Raw genomic sequence first — 19,555 nt, 5'->3', positions numbered from 1 at the left:
ATGAACCATCACATGAATGGCCCCCGGCCGATGGACGCCCGGGTTTGCCTGCGCATGCGTGCGCAGGCGCTGTTCTCGTGCGAGAACCAGAAGGACACACCCATGCCCAAGAGCAAGAAGCCGGCCGGCGGTCGCCCCGCCCAGAACTTCGATCCGCGCTACGCCAAGAAGAAGACCGGCGGTCCGTTCCGCGGCAACGACGGCGGGTCGCGCGGCCCGCGCCGCGACGACAGCGCCGCGGGCGGATACCGCCGGGACGACCGTGGCTTCGCGGGTCGCGAGGGCGGTCAGCGTCGTGAGGGCGGCTACGAGCGTCGTGACGATCGCGGTTTCAGCGGTGCTCAGCGTCGCGAGGGCGGCTACCCCCGTCGTGATGACCGCGGGTTCGGCGGCGGTCAGCGTCGTGAGGGCTTCGGCGGCCAGCACGACGGCGGCCAGCGTCGCGAGGGCGGCTACGAACGTCGTGACGATCGCGGTTTCAGCGGTGCTCAGCGTCGCGAGGGCGGCTACCCCCGTCGTGATGACCGCGGTTTCGCGGGTCGCGATGGCGGCCAGCGTCGTGAGGGCGGCTACGAGCGCCGTGACGATCGCGGTTTCGGCGGCGGTCAGCGTCGCGAGGGCGGTTTCGGCGGTCAGCGTGAGGGCGGTCACCGTCGTGACGACCGCGGCTTCTCGGGTCGTGACGGCGGTCAGCGTCGCGACGCCGGTTTCGGCGGCCAGCGTCGCGAAGGCGGCTACGAGCGTCGTGACGACCGCGGCTTCTCGGGTCGCGAGGGCGGTCAGCGTCGCGAAGGCGGCTACGAGCGCCGTGACGAGCGCGGCTTCGGCGGCGGCCAGCGTGAGGGCGGCTTCCGTCGGGACGACCGCGGCTTCGCGGGTCGCGACCGCGGGCAGCGTCGCGAGGGCGGGTACGAGCGTCGTGACGGCGCTCAGCGTGACGGCGGCTTCCGCCGCGACGACCGTCCTGCTCGCTCGGCCGCGCAGGAGCAGCAGATCGACGTCGTTCACGAGCGCCTCGAGGCCCAGGCCATCCAGACCGACGACGCCGTCGAGGTGACGTTCGCGGAGATCGGCCTGGGCGACAACATCGAGCGCGCCCTCGCCGCCCTCGGCGCCGACAAGCCGTTCCCGATCCAGGCCGCGACCATCCCGCCCATCATCGAGGGCCGCGACGTGCTCGCGCGCGGACGCACGGGCTCGGGCAAGACGATCGCCTTCGGCGCACCGCTCGTCGAGCGCGTGCTGCGGTCCAAGGCCGGGACGAAGCGAGAGTTCGGCCGCGCCCCCGTCGCGCTCATCCTCGCCCCCACGCGCGAGCTCGCCCTGCAGATCGACCGCACCATCCAGCCGATCGCGCGCAGCGTCGGCCTCTTCACGACGCAGATCTACGGCGGCGTGCCGCAGGGGCGCCAGGTCGGAGCGCTGCAGAAGGGCGTCGACATCATCATCGGCACGCCCGGCCGCATGGAGGACCTGCAGGCGCAGGGCAAGCTCGACCTGTCGCAGATCTCGATCGCCGTCCTCGACGAGGCCGATCACATGTGCGAGCTCGGCTTCCTCGAGCCCGTGCAGCGCCTGCTGCGCCTCACGGCCGACGGCTCGCAGAAGCTCCTCTTCTCGGCCACGCTCGACCGCGAGGTCGCGGCGCTCGTCGACGAGTTCCTCGTCGAGCCCTCGGTCTACGAGGTCGCGGGCGAGACGCAGGACTCTGGCACGATCGACCACCGCGTGCTCGTCATCGATCAGCGCAGCAAGGGCGAGATCCTTGACACGCTCGTCGACCGCGAGGGGAAGACGCTCGTCTTCTCGCGCACCCGGGCGTACGCCGAGCAGCTCGCCGAGCAGTTCGAGGACGCGGGCATCACCGCCGTCGCGCTCCACGGCGACCTGAACCAGGCCAAGCGCACACGCAACATCGAGAAGTTCTCGAAGGGTCGCGCGCAGGTGCTCGTCGCGACGGACGTCGCCGCTCGCGGCATCCACGTCGACGACGTCGATCTCGTGGTCCAGGCGGACGCGCCCACCGAGTACAAGACGTACCTGCACCGCGCGGGTCGCACGGGTCGCGCTGGCCGTTCGGGCCGGGTCGTCACCCTCATCACGCGGATGCGCCAGCGCCGCATGAGCGAGCTGCTCGACCGCGCCGAGATCGAGGCGCCGTTCGACCAGGTGCGTCCGGGCGACGACCTCCTCGAGGAGATCGCGGGCGCCGTGCCGACCGCCGCGGAGCTCACGGCGTAACGGCCGCCATCCGGATCACGGCCCCGTCGCATCGCGCGACGGGGCCGTTGCGCGTCACCGACCGGGCTGATGCCTTCGGGGCCGCGGCGACATGCTCCCGTACCGTGGGGGTATGGACATCAACGGATGGCTCGCCGGCGGCGGCGGATGGCTCACGCTCGCCCTCGTGAACGCCGGTCTCGCCGAGCAGAAGAACCGCACACGGCTCGGATGGTTCCTCGGATCGCTGATCCTCGGACCTGTCGCGACGTTCCTCATCGTGGTGTGGTCGCCCGCCGGCGACCGCTGAGCTCGCGATGCGGGAGGTGACGCGCCGGGGGTTCGCGCTGTCGGCCATGCTGAGCGGCGTCGCGGGGTTCGTCGACGCGATCGGCTTCATCGACACCGGCGGGCTGTTCGTGTCGTTCATGAGCGGCAACTCGACTCAGGCAGGCGTCGCGCTCCTCGACGAGGCGCCCGCGACGGCGCTGTTCCCGCTCGCTCTCGTCGGTTCGTTCCTCGGCGGCGTCATCGTCGCGGCGATCTCGGCGGGCTCCGGCGGAGGCAATCGGGCGCGACCGGTCGCGGGAGCGGCGATGCTGCTCGCGGTCAGCGCCGTGCTCGCGTGGACGGCGCCGACCTCGCCGGTGCGCTTCGCGCTGCTGGCCGCTGCCATGGGCGCACTGAACACGCTCTACATCGCCGATGGCCGCGCGCGCGTCGCGATCACGTATGCGACGGGCACGCTCGTGAGCCTGGGGCTCGCGATCGCGGATGCGATCGCCGGCCGCTCGTCGACGGCGTGGCGACGCCCACTTCTGCTGTGGGGTTCGCTCGGCGCCGGCGCGGCGGCAGGAGCCGCGACGCACCGGCTGGGCAGCGGCATCGCCTTGGCCGTCGCGGCGGGCATCCTCGCGGTCGCCGCGATCGCGCTCGCGCGACGCCGCACGGTCTGACCCGGACACCGTGCAGGAGTTCCGGGGGAACGCCTCCCCGTGGCTCGCCGGATCACGCGGGAGGGGCCATCCGCCCGGCCGGATCTCCTGCGGTGTGCTCGCCCGCCGGCACCGCCTCAGCGCGCGCCGCGGGCGAGCTCCGACGGCCACCAGATGGCGCGGCCGATGTCGTACGAGAGGGCGGGCACGAGCAGCGAGCGCACGATGAACGTGTCGAGCAGAACGCCGAACGCGACGATGAACGCGAGCTGCACGAGGAACAGCACGGGGATGACCGACAGCGCCGTGAACGTCGCCGCGAGCACGAGGCCAGCCGAGGTGATGACGCCGCCCGTGATCGCCAGCCCTCGGACGATTCCGTCGCGCGTCCCGTGCCGCAGCGACTCCTCGCGCACCCGCGTCATGAGGAAGATGTTGTAGTCGATGCCGAGCGCCACGAGGAAGACGAAGCCGTACAGCGGTACGGCGGGGTCGGCCCCCGGAAACCCGAGAACCTCGTTGAACACGAGCGCCGACACTCCCATGGCGGTTCCGAACGAGAGCACGGTCGTGAGGATGAGCAGCACGGGCGCGAGGATCGACCGCAGCAGCAGCATGAGGATCACGAGGATCACCGCGAGGATGACGGGGATGATGAGATTGCGGTCGTGGATCGACGCGTCGTTCGTGTCGACATCGGTCGCCGTGACGCCGCCCACGAGCGCGCCGGGCACGGCGTCGTCGAGCGCGCCCCGCAGATCGCGCACCGTCTGCTCCGCGGCGGTCGAGTCGGCGGCGTCCGCGAGCGTGCCCTGCAGCAGCACATCGCCATCCGCCACGGTGGGATCGGGGGACGGAGTGCCGGGAGGGCCGAAGGCCGTGACGCCGTCCTCCGTCACGGGAGCGCTCCCGCTCTCCGTGTCGGCCGTCACGGCGACGCCGTCGATGCCGTCGTCGGCGAGCAGCACATCGGCCGCTGCCTGCAGGTCGTCCTCGGCGACGAGGACGTAGACGGGGCTTCCGGACCCCGCCGGGAAGTGCTCGCCGAGCACCTCCTGGCCCTCGCGCGCCTGCGACTCGCCCAGCACGAGGTCCGACTGCGACACCCCGTCGGCCTGGAACTGCGTGAACCCGATCGAGCCCGCGGCTAGCACGACCGCCGTGAGCGCCCAGATGACGCGCGGCCTCGCGCGGATGGCCCGCCCTACCCCGGCCCAGAGGCCCCGTGCGGGCGCGCCATCGGCCGCCGTGTCGGGCGCGTATGCGGGCCGCCGCGGCCAGAACGCCGCTCGACCGAAGGCGAACAGGAGCGCGGGGAGCAGCGAGAGGGCCGACAGCATCGCGAAGACGATGCCGATGGCCGCCACGGGGCCGAGCGTGCTGTTCGACTTGAGGTCGCTCAGCAGCAGGCAGAGGAGGCCGGCGATCACCGTGCCGCCGGACGCGAGGATGGGCTCGAACGAGCCGCGCAGGGCCCGCATCGACGCGGTCCAGGTGCTCTCGGTGCGGATGAGCTCGTCGCGGTACCGAGAGACGTACAGGAGCGAGTAGTCGGTCGCGGCGCCGATGACGAGGATGAAGAGGATGCCCTGCGTCTGCCCGCTGAGGAGCAGCACGCCGGCCTTCGCCAGCCACCACACCGTGAGGAGCGCGACGCACAGCGCGAACAGGCTCGTCGAGAGCACCGCCACGGGCAGGAGCAGCGACCGGTACACGACGACGAGGATGACGAGCACGGCGGCGAGGGCGACGAGCAGCAGGATCCCGTCGATTCCGGCGAACGCGGAGACGAGGTCGTTGGAGAATCCGGCGGGCCCCGTGATGTGCACGACGACGCCGGCGGGGAGCCCGTCGGAGAGGGCTTCGTCGAGTGCGGCGACGACCTCGGACAGCTCGGCGTCGGAGGAGATCGGGACGAACGCCTGCGCCGCCTTCCCGTCGTCGGAGGCGATGGCGGGGGAGACCTCGTCGACGCCGTCGAGATCGGCCGCCGCGGCGAGCCGCTCGTCGATGGCGGCGAGGTCGTCGTCGTTCAGCTGGGCGTCGGCGGAGAAGACGACGACGGCGGGGATGGCGTCGCCGTCGGTGAAGTCGGAGAGCCGTTCCTGGACGGCCGTCGCATCGGCGCTCTCGGGAAGGTAGGTGGTCTGATCGTTCGAGGAGACCTCGTCGACCTTGCCGAAGTACGGCCCGCCGATCGATGCGCCCGCGAGCCACACGAGGATGAGCACCGCGGGCAGGAGGACGCGCAGCCAGCGGGGGACGCGAGGAGAGGTCGTGCTCGCGGTGCTCGACTGCACGCGCGGTGCTTCGGGGAGAGGGGACATTATGCTCCAGTCGTCTAATCACTAGCTAGCCTAGCAAGAAGCTTCATTGATTTCGAGTCCTGGCAGGTAGGATGATCGCATGACGGAGACCGGAGCGGGGGTGTACGACCTCGACGCCAACGACCCCGTCGGAGCCCTCGTCGACCGAGCAGGGCTCTCGCCGCAGGATGTCGCCGAGATCGGCGCCCTCATGAACGCGATGGGCCGGCTGCGCCAGGCCGAGCAGTCGCTCAACGAGGCGTCCCTGCGCTACATGAAGCTCAATCAGACCGACATGCGCGCGCTCCACTACCTCATCGTCGCGGGCAATCGAGGCGACGTCGTGACACCGGGCGTCCTCGCGGCGTTCCTCTCGATCTCGACCGCGTCGACGACGAAGCTGCTCGACAGGCTCGAGGCCGCGGGGCATATCGTCCGCACACCGCATCCGAGCGACCGGCGCGCCCTCACCGTCGCCATCACCCCCGAGACGCGCATCGCCGCGACCGACACGATCGGGCGCATCCACGCCCGCCGGGCGATCGCCGCTGCGCGGCTCACGTCGGCCGAGCGCGGCGTCGTGACGCGGTTCCTGCAGGACATCGCCGACGAGCTCGGAGCGACGGGGTTCGACGAGAGCTGAGCGGCCATCCGGCGTCTGGGAGGATCGTCTGCGACGGAATCCGAGAAGGGACGGCCATGGCGGAGATCGACCCCACAGGCGAGCAGGTGCGGCTGCGCCGGAGTGGACCGCGCGGCGAGGTGACGGCGCGGATCGCGCAGGTGGGCGCCTCGCTTCGCGCCCTGACCGTGGGCGGCATCGACATCGTGCAGGGATATCCCGACGGCGAGCGCACGCCGTCCGCATCGGGGATCGTCCTCGTGCCCTGGCCCAACCGCGTCCGCGACGGCCGATGGTCGCAGCACGGTGCGGCCGAGCAGCTCGCCGTCTCCGAGCCGAAGTACGGGAACGCGAGCCACGGCCTGCTGCGCTTCTTCCCGTACTCCGTCGATACGGGCGACGCGGCGGCGACCCTCTCGGCGCGCATCTTCCCGCAGTCGGGCTATCCGTTCACGCTCGCGACGAGCGTCACCTACGCGCTCGTCGACGAGGGGATCGAGGTGACGCATCGCATCCGCAACGAGGGCGACGCCGAGGCGCCCGTCGCCGTCGGCACGCATCCGTTCTTCCGTCTCGGCGACGTGCCGACGGGCGAGCTGCGGCTCGCCGTGCCGGGGGCGACGTGGTTCGAGCTCGACGACCGCATGCTGCCCGTGGCAGAGCGTCCCGTCGACGCGGCGACCGATCTGCGCGGCGGCGCGCGGCTCGCGGACGTGCAGCTCGACCGCGCCTACGGCCGGCTCGCGCGCGGCGGCGACGGTCGTGTGCGCAACACGCTCGCCGCGCCGGATGGCCGGACCGTCACGGTCTGGCAGGGGGAGGGGTTCGACTACGTGCAGGTGTTCACGACGTCGGGTTACCCGGGAACGGAGCTCGCCGTCGCGATCGAGCCCATGACGGCACCCGCCGACGCCCTCAACTCGGGCCAGGGGCTCCGCTGGCTCGCTCCCGGCGAGGACTGGACGCTCTCGTGGGGTGTGACCCTGAGCGCCTGATCAGAAGAGGGTCGGCGCCGTCTTCCTTGCCGTCTCGACGACGCGCGGCGTCGCCTTCGGGTGCGACCGCGTGCGCGGCGGCTGGTCCTCCTCCGCCGAGCCCGCCAGGCTGTGGGCGCGCAGGAGGGGGCGCATGCGCTGAGCGAGCCAGGTGCGGTACCCCTTCGGCGCCTCGACGGATGCACCGGGGTAGAGGCCGCGGTAGGCGGCGACGAGGTCGGGGCGCTCACGGGCGAGCCACTGGAAGAACCACGGCTTCACGCCGGGCCGCAGGTGCATCGACCCGTACACGACGCGATGCGCGCCTGCCGCCCTGATCCGCGTGAGCGCCTCGTCGAGCGCCTCGACGGAGTCGCTCAGATGCGGGATGATCGGCATGAGGAAGACCTGCACGCGGAAGCCGAGGTCGGCCGCCGCCCTGACGGTGTCGAGGCGGGCGCGCGCCGTCGGCGTGCCGGGTTCGATGGCGCGCTGCAGGGCGTCGTCGTGCACGGCGATCGACATCGCCAGCGAGATGTCGACGTCGGCTCTCCTCGCCGCGAGCTGCGGCAGGTCGCGACGCAGGAGGGTGCCCTTCGTGAGGACGGAGAAGGGCGTGCCCGAGTCGGCGAGCGCGTCGATGATGCCGGGCATGAGACGGTAGCGTCCCTCGGCGCGCTGGTACGGGTCGGTGTTCGTGCCCAGGGCGACGTGCTCGCGCTGCCACCCGGGTTTCGCGAGCTCGCGCCGCAGCACGTCGGCGATGTTGACCTTCACGACGATCTGCGAGTCGAAGTCGCGCCCCGCGTCGAGCTCGAGGTACTCGTGCGTTCCGCGGGCGAAGCAGTACACGCAGGCATGGCTGCAGCCCCGGTACGGGTTGACCGTCCAGTCGAACGGCATCGAGCTCGGCCCGGGCACGTGGTTGAGCGCCGACTTCGCGGCGACCTCGTGGAACGTCAGGCCCGCGAACTCGGGCGTCGTGACGGTGCGGACGAGGCCGTCGAGCCGGTCGAGCCCCGGCAGCGCCGAGGCGTCGACGTCGCCGATCCGCTGTCCGTTCCACCGCATCCGTCTATGGAACAGATCTTCGAGAGAGAAGTCAAGCCAGGCTCGCATATATGTTCTCCACGGGGAGCCTGCCGGGCGCCGTGAGCGCGTCCGCGACAATAGGGGGATGACGAACGGGCGGTACGCACGGCGCCGCGGTCTCGTCGCGAAGCACGCGGCGCCTGAGCCGCGGCTCCTCTCCGGGCGGGGTCTCGTCGTGCTGGCGGCCGTCGCCGGCGTCGTCGGCGCGTGCGTCCTGGGCAGTGCGCTCGCGGTCGCAGGGGGCGACGGCCCGAGTCACGCCGCGCCGCAGCAGACCTCGGCAGCCGAGTCCGCCGACTCCCGGCCCGGCTCGATCGAGGCGCTCCCCGTGCCCCTGTTCGAGGTCGCGGAGGTCGAGCCGGCCTCCGACGGCTGCGCGTCGGACGCGGCGGCCGTCGCCGCGCAGACGCACGACGTGGCGGCCATGGTCGCGGCGTTCGGCGGCGGCGAGCAGCTGAGGGCCGCCGCTGCGGCGGGGGCGGAGTGCCTCCCTCTCGACGATCCCGGATGGTCGTGGGTCGTCGTGAACAAGCAGCGTGCGGTGAGCCCCGTCGACTACGCGCCCGCCGTCATCCTCCCTGCCGAGACGCCCAGCCTCGTGGGCGGAGGGCTCCGCGCCGACGCGGCGGCCGCGCTCGACGCGCTCGTCGGAGCGGCGGCCGACGCGGGAGCGGGCGACGTCGCGCTGCAGAGCGGGTACCGCTCGTACGCGACCCAGGTGAGCACCTTCGGCGGGCAGGTGGGCTCCCTCGGGCGCGAAGGCGCCGAGGCGATCTCGGCACGTCCGGGGCACAGCGAGCACCAGCTCGGGCTCGCGGCCGACGTCGTCGCCTGCGCGAACGGCGGCTGCGGCACGATCTACGAGATCGAGGGCACGGCCCAGGGCGACTGGATCGTCGAGAACGCCTGGCGGCACGGATGGATCGTGCGCTACGAGAGCGGCCGTACCGAGACGACGGGGTACGACCCCGAACCGTGGCACCTCCGCTACATCGGCGTCGAGCTCGCCGAGGCCTACCGCGAGGGCGGGTTCCACACGCTCGAGGAGTTCTTCGGGCTGCCCGCCGCGCCCGACTACCTCGACTGACGGCCGCTCACGCGACCGATCCCGCCCCGGCCCCCACCCGCCAGTAGCCGCAGAAGTCGATGAGCCCCTTGTCGACGCCGTGCTCGCCGACGAGATGACGACGACCGCCCGTGGGAAGCTGCTGCTCGCCGACGAGGAAGGCATGGAACGGGGAGCCCGGGAGGGAGGCGGAGCGCAGCGCGTCGAGCGCGCCGGCGCCCGGTCGGGCCTGCGGATCCGTGCGGACCACCCAGCGGAGCGCGACGCCGTCCGGCCGGGGGAAGTCGAGGGCGTCGTCGGCAGACGGCACCTCGACGATCGCGAGCCCGCCGGCGTCCGCGGGGAGCGAGCCGCAGATGCCGGCGACGGCGGGAAGCCCCGTCTCGTCGGCCACGAGCACGACGGGGCCGGTGCCGCGCTCGGGGTTGAAGACGAGACCCTCGTCGATGATGGCGACGTCCTCGCCCGGCTGCGCGCCGAGCGCCCAGCTCGGCGCGGGGCCCATCGACCCGTCGGCCGCGGCGTGCACGACGAAGTCGACGTCGATCTCGGCCCCGTCCGCGCCTTCGGCCGGCCGGTACGCGCGCACCGTGTAGCTGCGCATGGCGGGGCGCATCCCCTCGGGGATCCGCAGGAACTTGAGGTAGCCGAGCATCTTGTTGGCCTTCGCCGGCACGCGCTCGAGCCCCGCCTCGCCGTGGACGGGGAGGAAGATCCGGAACCACTGGTCGTACCCCATCGGCTGGAACCGGCCGATGTCGCCCCCTCCCAGCGTGACGCGCATCCAGTGCGGCGAGAGCCGCTCGGTGCGCTGGACGGTCAGGCGCAGCAGCTCCTGCGATGCGGGCTTGACGAGGCGGCTGGCGACGGCCATGAGTGCTCCTAAGGGGTCGAGGGGGCGAGAAGGGCGGTCGTGGCGATCGCGGTGACCGCCCAGAACGCGAGGACGAAGACGGTGTCGCGCGGGCGCCACGGCACCTCGTGGCGCTCGGTGCGGGTGGCATGCGCGCCGAAGGCGCGGGCATCCATCGCCAGCGCGACCCGCTCGGCGTGGCGGATGGCGCTCGCGAGGAGCGGCACGAGGTATCCCAGCCCGCGACGCACCGCGGCGACGGGTCCGCGCCCGCCGTGGTGCCCGCGGACGCGGTGCGCCGCGCGGATGACGTCGAGCTCGTGACGGAACCTCGGCACGAACCGGTACGCCGCGAGCGCCGCATATCCGACGCGGTAGGGCAGCTTCAGCTGGCGGATGGCGGCCCGGACGAGTTCCGGGCCCTCGGTCGTCGTCCCGCCGACGAGAGCGAGGGCGACGAGCGCGGCGAGGCGCAGCCCCGTCGCGAACCCGATCCCGACCGCGCCCGCGTGCAGCCGCCATCCGCCTGCCGAGAGGAGGACCGGCGTGCCGGCGACCCGCGCGGGATCGGCCCAGAGCGAGAAGCCGGCGCCGACGGCGAGCGCCAGCGCGGGCAGCACGATGACGAGCAGCGCGAGCGTGCGGCGGGTGGGACGCGCGCCGCCGAGGACGACGGCGTACGCGAAAGCGAGGAACACGAGCGGAGTGACGAGGTCGCGGCTGAACAGGACGACGGTCATCGCGGGGAGGGGGGCGGCGAGCTTCGCGAGCGGGTTGAGCGCGCGCAGGCCGCGCACGCGATCGGATGGCGGGGCGCCGATGAGCGCGGTCATGCGCGCGCCTCCGACCGGGCGAGCGCGGCGGACGCGGCCGGGCGGTCGGCGAGGACGCGGTGGAGGGAGGGGAGGCGCAGGCCGGCGTCGGCGAGCAGGCCGGCGTCGGCGAACACGGCCTCGGCCGGGGCGTGCGCGCGCAGTCGGCCGTCCGCCACGACGGCGACGTCGGTGGCGTGCCGCGCGGCGAGGGCGAGGTCGTGCGTCACGACGACGATCGTCGTCCCGCCGCGGTGCAGGTCGTCGAGGAGCGCGAGGAGCTCCTCGGCGCGCGCCCTGTCCTGCCCGAACGTCGGCTCGTCGAGGACGAGGACGGCAGGCCCCGTGATGAGGGCGGTCCCGACCGACAGCCTCCGCTTCTGGCCGCCCGAGAGGCGGAAGGGATGGGCGTCGGCGTGCCCGTCGAGACCGAACCGCGCGAGCAGGTCGTCCACGCGCCGACGCGTCTCGTCGGGGGCGACGCCGCGGATGCGCAGGCCATGGGCGAGCTCGTCGAAGACCGTGTGCGCGATGAACTGGTGCTCGGGGTTCTGGAAGACGAACCCGATGCGGGCGGAGACCTCCCGTGCCGAGGCGCGGCCGATGTCGAGCCCGTCGACCACGACAGCGCGTCGGGGCGGCCGGACGACGCCCGCGATCGCCTGCACGAGCGTCGTCTTGCCGGCGCCGTTGGCACCGACCACGGCCGTGAACGACCCCCGCGGCAGCTCGAGGTCGACGTCGTCGAGGAGCGTCCGCCCGCCGCGTCGGACGGTCAGCCCGCGCACCCGGATGGCGATGTCCGCGCCCTCCGAGCGGGGTTCCGGTGGCAGCGCAGGCGCGGCCTCCGGGGCCTGCTGCGCGTCGATCGCCGCCGCGAGCGCGTCGGGTGTGAGCGGGAGCGGGGCCATCCTCCAGCCGGCGTCGCGCAGCGTGCGCGCCGCGACGAGCGCGGACGGCAGCCAGACGCCCATCCGCTCGAGGGACTCGTACCCGTCGCGCAGGACGGTGCCGAGAGGGCCGTCGACGGCGAGGCGGCCGTCGGCGTCCAGCACGACGACGCGCGTCGCGATCTCCGCCGCGGCGTCGAGATCGTGCTCGACGAGCACGATCGCGCGGTCTCCGTCCGCCGCGATCTCGGCGAGCGCCGCGTAGACGTCGTCGATGCCGACAGGGTCGAGGTTCGCGGTCGGCTCGTCGAGGACGAGCACGTCGGCGTCGACGGCGAGCGCGCAGGCGATCGCGAGCCGCTGGCGCCCGCCGCCCGAGAGCGTGTCCGGGTCGTCGTTGCGGCGCTCCCAGAGCCCGAGGCGGCGGAGCGCGCGCTCGCTGCGCGCGAGCACCTCGGCGATGGGAAGCAGGAGGTTCTCGAGCGCGAAGGCGACCTCGTCGAGCACGGTCGCCGTCACGATCTGCGTGTCGGGGTCCTGGAAGACCATGCCCACGGTGGCGCTGAGCGCGGCGGGAGAGGAATCGCGCGTGTCCACGCCGGCGACGACGACCGCGCCGTCCATGTCGGCGTCGACGGCGTGCGGCACGAGACCGTCGAGCGCGAGCGTCAGCGTCGACTTGCCCGAGCCGCTCGGGCCGAGCACGAGCACCACCTCACCGCGGCGGACGTCGAACGAGGCGTCGGACGGCGCAGGCGCGCGGTCGGGGTAGGCGATCGAGAGTCCGCGCACGCGCAGCAGCGGGGGCTCGTCGACGGCGGGGCTCACGCCACCAATTTAGCCTTGCCTTACCTGGAAGGCGTCATCGTGACGCGACGTGCGTGCGGCGCGGCGCCCCCACTCCGGCACGGCGGAGCCCTGCCCCCGCACCGAGGCCCACGAGGGTCCACACGACGGGGCCGAGGAGCGAGAGCACGAGGTAGGTGGTCTGCGCCCATCCGGGGAGCGCCGCGATGTCGGCGGCGAGGGCGACGATGACGGCCACGAGCACGCCGATCACGGTGCCGGACAGGAGGAACCGCCACCACCCCCATGCGCGGTAGCGGAAGAGCGCCGCGACGCCCTCCTGCAGTCCGCCGAAGAGCATGGCGGTCATGAGGAACTGGCCCGTGAAGGGCGGGGCGATCGCGCTGGAGACGAGCGCCGCGAGCACGTGAGCGAGCAGGGCGACCCAGGGAAGGCGCAGGAGCTCCTGCGCCACGATGCCCGGCAGGACGTGGACGCCGAGGAGGAAGCCGTAGATGATCGGCGCGCCCGCGACGACGGGCGCCGCGAGCCAGCCCTCCACGCCGCCGAGGATGCCGGTCGCCACGCCGATCGCCGCGCACACCAGCAGGACACGGGTCGAGAGCGCGGGCGTTCGGGTCACGAAGGACAGCCTAAGTCGTCGGGATGCGAGCCGGCCGGGTGCGAGGGCGTGCCCGGCGCCCGGGGCGCCCCCGGCGCTCGGCGTCAGATGCGGCGTCGGCGCGTGGTGAGGCGCACGTTGGGGAGCGGCGGGGCGGGGATGCGCTCGGCCTCGTGGTGGCCGTCGACCGTTCCGAAGCGCGCGGAGCTTGCCTCCCAGTCCTCGCGGGCGGCGGCGACCTCCTCGTGGGAGCGGGCGACGAAGTTCCACCACATGACGATGTCGTCGGGGAAGGGCTCGCCGCCGAGCAGGAAGACGGTCGCGCCGCCGTCCGATGCGAGCTCGACGGCGTCGCGGTGCACGCCGAGGTAGAGCAGGTCGAGGCGGGAGATCGACGTGTCGCAGCCGTCCGCCCCCACCCGCGCGTCGCCCTCGACGGCGACGACGGCGTGCTCCCAGCGGTGATCGAGCGGCACGCGGACGCGCGACCCGGCCGGCACCACGATCTCGGCGCCGACGATCGGGGTGTGCATGGTGGCGGGGGAGACCACCCCGTCGAGGGCGCCGACGACCACCGTCGCCGTCGCGTCGGCGCCCTCGACCGCGCGCAGAGCGAGCGCCGGCAGGTCGTCGTGACGCTCGAAGGCGGCGGCCCCGTGCCGCCGCTCCTCGGGGAGCGCGACCCACAGCTGCAGCGCGTCGAGCGGCACGGGACCGTCGCCCACCGAGTACTCGGAGTGCGAGATGCCGTCGCCCGCGGTCATGATGTTGAGCGAGCCGCGGCGGATCTCCACGTCGCTGCCGAGGCTGTCGCGGTGGCGCACGTCTCCGACGAGGGGCCACGTCACCGTCTGCAGGCCGATGTGCGGATGGGGATCGACGCGCATCATCGCGTCCTGCGGCCCGAACCGGTCGAGGAAGCACCAGGCGCCCACCGTCGGCAGGTCGCGCTGCGGCAGGGAGCGGTGCACCTCCATGGCGCGCACGCCGCCGAGGGGCACCTCGCGCGGCGCGAGGAGCAGGAGGCGCGGTCCGTCGCACGAGGTGGTGCCGCCGTCGACCTCGTGATCGGTCTCGAGCCGCGTCATCCCGGTTGCTCGCCCGGCGTCGCGGCGTCGTGCGGCGCGCCGTGCGGCCAGTCGACGACGGCGCCCGCGACCTCGTTCTCCGAGAGGTAGGCCGCGATGAAGGGACACAGAGGCACGATGACGTCGCCGCGGCGCGCGACGTCGGCGAGCGCCTCGGAGGCGAGCAGGTCGCCGTAGCCGCGGCCCCGGAAGGCCGGGTCGACGACCGTGTGCACGAACCGGATGCGCCCCGTGCCCTGCTCGAAGGCGGCGAAGCCCGCGAGCGCCCCCGTCTCGCCGTCGTGCAGCTCGTAGCGCGACTCCTCGTCGTTGCGGATGACCGCGAGATCGCTCATGGATGCTCCTTCCGTCGGTGCTCCCCACGCTAGACCGGATGCGCGCGCGAAGGGCCGTTCCCGCTGCCGCGTCGGAGGTGCTCCGTAGACTCGGAGCATGCCCGCGCATCCTCACGACGGCTCCCAGGGCGATCCGTGGCTGGTCGCGCGCATCCCCGACGACGACAGCTGGGTGCCGCCCGCGCATCCGTACGACGACGTCCCGCCCGAGGACTGGGCGCCCCCGGAGGACTGGGCGCCGCCGGAGGAAGGCGCGCACGGCGGATGGTCGCGCGACGCACCGGCGCCCGCCGTGCGCCGTGCGACGCCCTCCCGGTTCCCGACGGCGCTCGCCGCGTTGCAGACGGTCTACGGCTACGACGCGTTCCGAGGCGATCAGGCGGCGGTCGTCGACCAGGTGATCGCGGGGGGCGACGCCGTCGTGCTCATGCCGACGGGCGGCGGCAAGAGCGTCTGCTATCAGGTTCCCGCGCTCGTGCGGGAGGGCACCGGCCTCGTCGTCTCGCCGCTCATCGCGCTCATGCACGACCAGGTCGACGCCCTCGTCGCGAACGGCGTGCGGGCGGCGTACCTGAACTCGACGCAGTCGTCGTCCGAGCGATCCGCCGTCGAGCGCGCGTATCTCGGCGGAGAGCTCGACCTGCTCTACGTCGCCCCGGAGCGGCTGGGCGGCGAGCAGACGCTGCGCCTGCTCGAGCAGGGCTCCCTCAGCGTCATCGCGATCGACGAGGCGCACTGCGTGAGCCAATGGGGCCACGACTTCCGACCCGACTACCTCGCGCTCGGCGGGCTCGCCGACCGCTTCCCCGGGGTGCCCCGGATGGCGCTCACCGCGACGGCGACGCGCGAGACGCACCGTGAGATCACCGAGCGCCTCCGGCTCCCCGACGCGAAGCACTTCGTGGCGAGCTTCGACCGGCCGAACATCCGATACCGCATCGAGCCGAAGGTCGAGCCGCGCAAGCAGCTGCTGCAGTTCATCCGCTCGCAGCCCGAGGGCTCGGCGGGCATCGTCTACGCGCTCAGCCGCAAATCGGTGGAGCAGACGGCGGCGTACCTCGCGCAGCAGGGCGTCGACGCCATCCCGTACCACGCGGGTCTCGACGTGGGCGTGCGCGCGGCGCATCAGTCGCGCTTCCTGCGCGACGACGGCGTCGTGGTCGTTGCGACGATCGCGTTCGGCATGGGCATCGACAAGCCCGACGTGCGGTTCGTCGCGCACATCGACCTCCCGAAGTCGGTCGAGGGGTACTACCAGGAGACGGGCCGCGCGGGTCGAGACGGCGAGCCGTCGGTCGCCTGGATGGCGTACGGGCTGGGCGACGTCGTGCAGCAGCGTCGCATGATCCAGCAGGGCGACGGCGGACGCGCCATCCAGCAGCGGCAGGGGCAGCACCTCGACGCGATGCTCGCCCTGTGCGAGACGGTCGCGTGCCGCAGGCAGAACCTCCTGGCGTACTTCGGCCAGGAATCGGGGCCGTGCGGCAACTGCGACACGTGCCTCGAGCCGCCCGAGACGTGGGACGGCCTCATCGCGTCGCAGAAGCTGCTCTCGACGATCGTGCGCCTGCAGCGCGAGCGCGGGCAGTCGTTCGGCGCTGGTCACCTCATCGACATCCTGCGCGGTGCGTCGACCGACCGGGTGCGGAAGCTGGGCCACGACCGGCTGTCGACCTACGGCCTCGGTCAGGATCTCTCCGAGCAGGACTGGCGCAGCGTCATCCGCCAGCTGCTGGCGCGCGGGCTGCTCGTCTCCCAGGGCGAGTACGGCACGCTCGGCATCAGCCCGGCGTCGGCGGGGGTGCTGCGCGGCGAGACGCCCGTGCCGCTCCGCAAGGACGTCATCGGGCGCCCGGCGCGCAGCGCGCAGCGCAAGGCGACGGCGGCCGACTCCCTCGCTCCCGCAGATCGTGATCTTTTCGAGACCTTGAGGGCGTGGCGGGCCGAGAAGGCCCGTGAACAGGGTGTGCCCGCCTACATCGTGTTCGGTGACGCGACCCTGCGTGCGCTCGCCGAGCACAAGCCCGCGACGCTCGCCCAGCTCGACGGGATCACCGGCATCGGCGCCAAGAAGCGCGATGCCTATGGCGAGTCCGTGCTCGCCGTCATCGCCGGTCGCTGACCGACACGCCGCGTCACGAACCTGAATGCCGGCTGGACAAGTTGTCCGGTATAACGCAATACTCAGATTTGACGTGCGTGCGCGAACGTGCCCGGGGGGTGCCCAGTGCATGGCGTTCTCCGATACCCCAGCAAGAGGAGACCCATGAATGAGTCAACCGCGAGTGCGCAGACCGCGCCTCGCACGGGCAAGCGAAGGCTTGCCCCGATCGCGGCGCTGGCGACAGCCAGCCTCGTCGCAGCGGGCGTCGCGTACGCCGGCAACCTGAACACGACGGGGGCGGCGAACGCCCTCGACGCCGACTACTCGGCGGAGCAGTCGGAGGCTCTCGCGGCCATCCTGTCCGGCGATCTGGCCGGCATCGATCTCGCCGACATCGTGTACGCGCAGAGCGCGTACAGCGCCGCCCCCGGGCCCAACCAGGGGACGCTCGAAGTCGAGCTCCTCAACCAGGCGCTCGACGTCGACCTGGGAACGCTGAACATCCCGCTCCTCGAGCTGCTCAGCCTCGGCGACCTCGGCGCGGCGTTCACGCAGGGCACGTCGTCCGACGCCACGTCTTCTCGCGCGGAGACGTCGACGATCGGGCAGAACGGCGTCGTCGACCTCGATGCCGTGCTCGGATCGACCACCAACGCGGCCGAGCTCGACCTCACCGAGCTCTTCGCGTCGATCGGTGTCGACGGCCTCACGGACGCGATCCTCGATGAGGCCTCGCTCACCCTCGGCGCACTCGCTTCGATCGCCGAGGTGACCGACGGCGGCGTCATCGAGACGGGTGACGACGCCGTGCCCGGCGAGTACGTCATCGCCGGCTCGCACATCCAGCTCCACAGCCCGCTCGTCGGCCAGCTGCTCACGACGATCGACGACACGCTGGGCGGCCTCGGCACGACCCTCGACGAGGTCGTCGGCTCGCAGGGCGTCGTCGACGGCATCGCGGGTGGTCTCGGCACGCTCGACCTTCCGCTCCTCGAGGTCGACACGACCGGTACGACGGTCAGCGTGGACGGCGTCGACGCGGCGCTCGCCGGCATCGTCGACTCGCTCATCCCCGCCGAGGGGCTGGGCGCAGACGCCGTCAAGGTCTTCCCCGACGGATCGATCGACATCGACCTCGCGCAGCTGCACGAGGGCGGGCTCAACAACCTGCCCGCGAACACCCCGCTCCTCAGCGACACGGTCCTCGCCGGGGTCACCGACGAGCTCACCGACATCCTCGACAGCATCGTCGACGGTCTCCTCGAGACCGTCACGGCCGCGCTGTCGTCGGCGACGGTGAACGTCCAGGTGGACCTCGCCGTGACCCTCGCCACGGACGAGGGCCTCGTCACCGACGCCGTGTCCGACATCCTCTCGGGCAAGACCGTCAGCGAGGTGCTCGACCTGCTCTCCGTCCTCGGGCTCGGTGCGGTCGCCGACCTCGTGAACGGCCTGCTCGACGTGCTCTCCCTCGGCGGGCTCATCCCGCTGGACGAGCTGCTCGGCTCGACGGTCGGATCGCTCGCGGGCGTTCTCGACCTCGTCCTCTCGCCGATCGTCGACACGCTCGTCGGCTCGGACGTCGCCACGGTCTCGGCCGACGTCGTCGTGCCCTTCGGCGGCCTGCTCGCCGGCACGCCGGCAGCGGTCGTCGACACCGAGGTCACCCTCCTGGGCGACAACCCGCTGCTCGGCGAGCTGCTCGGCGACGTCACCTCGACGCTCACCGGAGCGGTCGACCCGCTGCTCGAGTCGACCGTGAACACGACGCTCGCGACGATCGTCCCGACTCTCACCAGCACGCTCGCGAGCCTGCTCGACGACGTCGACGGCGGCCCGCTCGACCTGGCGCTCGACCCGATCCTGAGCCAGCTCCTCGGTGCGGTCGACGGCCTCGTCGACGGTCTCTCGGGTGTTCTCGCGATCACGCTGAACCACCAGCCGACTCCGTATCTGCCGGGCGAGAACGACTTCACCGTCAACGCGGTGAACGTCAACGTGCTCAGCGGCGTCGTCGACCTGTCGCTCGCCTCCTCGTCGGTGCGTGCGCTGACCGAGGCGGTCGTCGAGTACGAGACCTCGATCTCGGCGGACCCGGGCTCGGTGGAGCCCGGGGAGACGGTCACCATCACGGGCGACGGCTTCGAGCCGCTCGAGACGGTCGTCATCAACATCGACGGCGTGGACGTGGGAACCACCACGGCCGATGAGGACGGCGTCCTCGTGCCCTTCGAGTACGACGTCCCCGGTGACGCCGCCGCGGAGACCGGCGTCGTCGTGATCGCCACGGGCGAGGTGTCCGACACGCCGGCCACCGACACGTTCGACATCACCGAGGCGAGCGCCGCGGATGCGGATGTGAACGCGTCGGCGTCGGCTTCGGCGTCGGCGAACGCGGATGACGAGTCGAACGCGTCGGCTCAGGTGGCGGCTCAGGCTGCTGCGCTGGCGGATGCGTCGACGGATGCGTCGGCTGCGGCGGATGCGACGGCGGCGTCGGCTGCCGAGGCTGCGGCGACGGCGGATGCGTCGAGCGATGCGTCGACGACGGCGGACACCGACACGACGGCGGCGGCTCAGGCTGCGGCGCAGTCGTCGGCTGAGGCCGACTCGCAGGCGGATGCGACCTCGGCGGCGAACGCGAACGCGTCGGCTGCTGCGGCTGCGGCGTCGAACGCGGACTCGTCGACGGACGCCTCGGCTGAGGCCGCGGCGAACGAGGACGCGGATGCGGATGTGAACGCGTCGGCGTCGGCTTCGGCGTCGGCGAACGCGGATGACGAGTCGAACGCGTCGGCTCAGGTGGCGGCTCAGGCTGCTGCGCTGGCGGATGCGTCGACGGATGCGTCG

Annotated in this window: 16 protein-coding genes; 8 read left to right on the top strand and 8 right to left on the bottom strand. The window is 72.6% G+C overall.

Features of this window, described 5'->3' with window-relative positions; all coding sequences use genetic code 11:
* Positions 1–102 precede the first annotated feature (102 nt).
* From ABD998_RS05920 to ABD998_RS05910, 3 genes are all read left to right on the top strand, one after another.
* Entirely contained in the window at positions 103–2,241 is a 2,139-nt protein-coding gene (locus tag ABD998_RS05920) for a DEAD/DEAH box helicase (protein WP_345436998.1), read from the top strand.
* Positions 2,242–2,353: 112 nt separating this feature from the next.
* Positions 2,354–2,530, top strand: a complete 177-nt coding sequence (locus ABD998_RS05915; protein WP_345436996.1) for a hypothetical protein — start codon at positions 2,354–2,356, stop codon at positions 2,528–2,530.
* A gap of 7 nt (positions 2,531–2,537) precedes the next feature.
* Positions 2,538–3,176, top strand: a complete 639-nt coding sequence (locus tag ABD998_RS05910; protein WP_345436994.1) for a YoaK family protein — start codon at positions 2,538–2,540, stop codon at positions 3,174–3,176.
* Between the two features lie 116 nt (positions 3,177–3,292).
* Here ABD998_RS05910 and ABD998_RS05905 read toward each other — a convergent pair whose 3' ends face one another.
* Positions 3,293–5,482: an MMPL family transporter gene (locus tag ABD998_RS05905; protein WP_345436992.1), complete on the bottom strand. Its 2,190-nt coding sequence runs from the start codon at positions 5,480–5,482 to the stop codon at positions 3,293–3,295.
* Positions 5,483–5,561: 79 nt separating this feature from the next.
* On the opposite strand from ABD998_RS05905, the gene ABD998_RS05900 reads away from it, so the two are divergent.
* Positions 5,562–6,104, top strand: coding sequence for a MarR family winged helix-turn-helix transcriptional regulator (locus ABD998_RS05900; protein ID WP_345436990.1), 543 nt, complete (start codon positions 5,562–5,564; stop codon positions 6,102–6,104).
* Positions 6,105–6,160: 56 nt separating this feature from the next.
* Complete coding sequence (locus ABD998_RS05895; RefSeq protein WP_345436988.1) at positions 6,161–7,078, top strand: aldose 1-epimerase family protein; 918 nt, start codon at positions 6,161–6,163, stop codon at positions 7,076–7,078.
* Here ABD998_RS05895 and ABD998_RS05890 read toward each other — a convergent pair whose 3' ends face one another.
* Positions 7,079–8,128 (bottom strand): Rv2578c family radical SAM protein, encoded by a 1,050-nt coding sequence (locus ABD998_RS05890; protein WP_345436986.1) that lies wholly within the window; start codon positions 8,126–8,128, stop codon positions 7,079–7,081. It abuts the gene before it with no gap.
* A gap of 106 nt (positions 8,129–8,234) precedes the next feature.
* Between ABD998_RS05890 and ABD998_RS05885 the strand changes: the two genes are divergently transcribed.
* Positions 8,235–9,236 carry a M15 family metallopeptidase gene (locus ABD998_RS05885; protein WP_345436984.1) on the top strand — a complete coding sequence of 334 codons (1,002 nt, stop codon included), beginning with the start codon at positions 8,235–8,237 and terminating at the stop codon, positions 9,234–9,236.
* 7 nt (positions 9,237–9,243) lie between these two features.
* On the opposite strand, the gene ABD998_RS05880 is transcribed toward ABD998_RS05885, so the two are convergent.
* The 6 genes from ABD998_RS05880 to ABD998_RS05855 all read right to left on the bottom strand — a co-directional run bounded on the left by ABD998_RS05880 (position 9,244) and on the right by ABD998_RS05855 (position 14,601).
* Positions 9,244–10,089 carry a siderophore-interacting protein gene (locus ABD998_RS05880; RefSeq protein ID WP_345436982.1) on the bottom strand — a complete coding sequence of 282 codons (846 nt, stop codon included), beginning with the start codon at positions 10,087–10,089 and terminating at the stop codon, positions 9,244–9,246.
* Between the two features lie 8 nt (positions 10,090–10,097).
* Positions 10,098–10,901, bottom strand: coding sequence for an energy-coupling factor transporter transmembrane component T (locus ABD998_RS05875; protein ID WP_345436980.1), 804 nt, complete (start codon positions 10,899–10,901; stop codon positions 10,098–10,100).
* Positions 10,898–12,598: an ABC transporter ATP-binding protein gene (locus ABD998_RS05870; RefSeq protein WP_345436978.1), complete on the bottom strand. Its 1,701-nt coding sequence runs from the start codon at positions 12,596–12,598 to the stop codon at positions 10,898–10,900. The genes ABD998_RS05875 and ABD998_RS05870 overlap by 4 nt, the downstream gene beginning before the upstream one ends.
* Positions 12,599–12,632: 34 nt before the next feature.
* Positions 12,633–13,199, bottom strand: coding sequence for an ECF transporter S component (locus tag ABD998_RS05865; RefSeq protein ID WP_345436976.1), 567 nt, complete (start codon positions 13,197–13,199; stop codon positions 12,633–12,635).
* An 83-nt stretch (positions 13,200–13,282) separates the two neighbouring features.
* Complete coding sequence (locus ABD998_RS05860) at positions 13,283–14,266, bottom strand: pirin family protein (RefSeq protein ID WP_345436974.1); 984 nt, start codon at positions 14,264–14,266, stop codon at positions 13,283–13,285.
* Complete coding sequence (locus ABD998_RS05855; RefSeq protein ID WP_345436972.1) at positions 14,263–14,601, bottom strand: GNAT family N-acetyltransferase; 339 nt, start codon at positions 14,599–14,601, stop codon at positions 14,263–14,265. The genes ABD998_RS05860 and ABD998_RS05855 overlap by 4 nt, the downstream gene beginning before the upstream one ends.
* 97 nt (positions 14,602–14,698) lie before the next feature.
* On the opposite strand from ABD998_RS05855, the gene recQ reads away from it, so the two are divergent.
* Together recQ and ABD998_RS05845 are read left to right on the top strand one after the other, a co-directional pair.
* Entirely contained in the window at positions 14,699–16,723 is a 2,025-nt protein-coding gene (gene recQ, locus ABD998_RS05850) for a DNA helicase RecQ (protein ID WP_345436970.1), read from the top strand.
* Positions 16,724–16,867: 144 nt separating this feature from the next.
* The coding region (locus tag ABD998_RS05845) for a choice-of-anchor G family protein (RefSeq protein WP_345436968.1) at positions 16,868–19,555 on the top strand (2,688 nt) is incomplete at its 3' end.

Origin of the sequence: Microbacterium gilvum, from assembly GCF_039543865.1 — a bacterium.
In the GTDB taxonomy this organism is placed as follows: Bacteria; Actinomycetota; Actinomycetes; order Actinomycetales; family Microbacteriaceae; genus Microbacterium; species Microbacterium gilvum.
The sequence above is the reverse complement of the archived record's forward strand: the minus strand, read 5'-3'. Positions and strand labels throughout refer to the sequence as shown.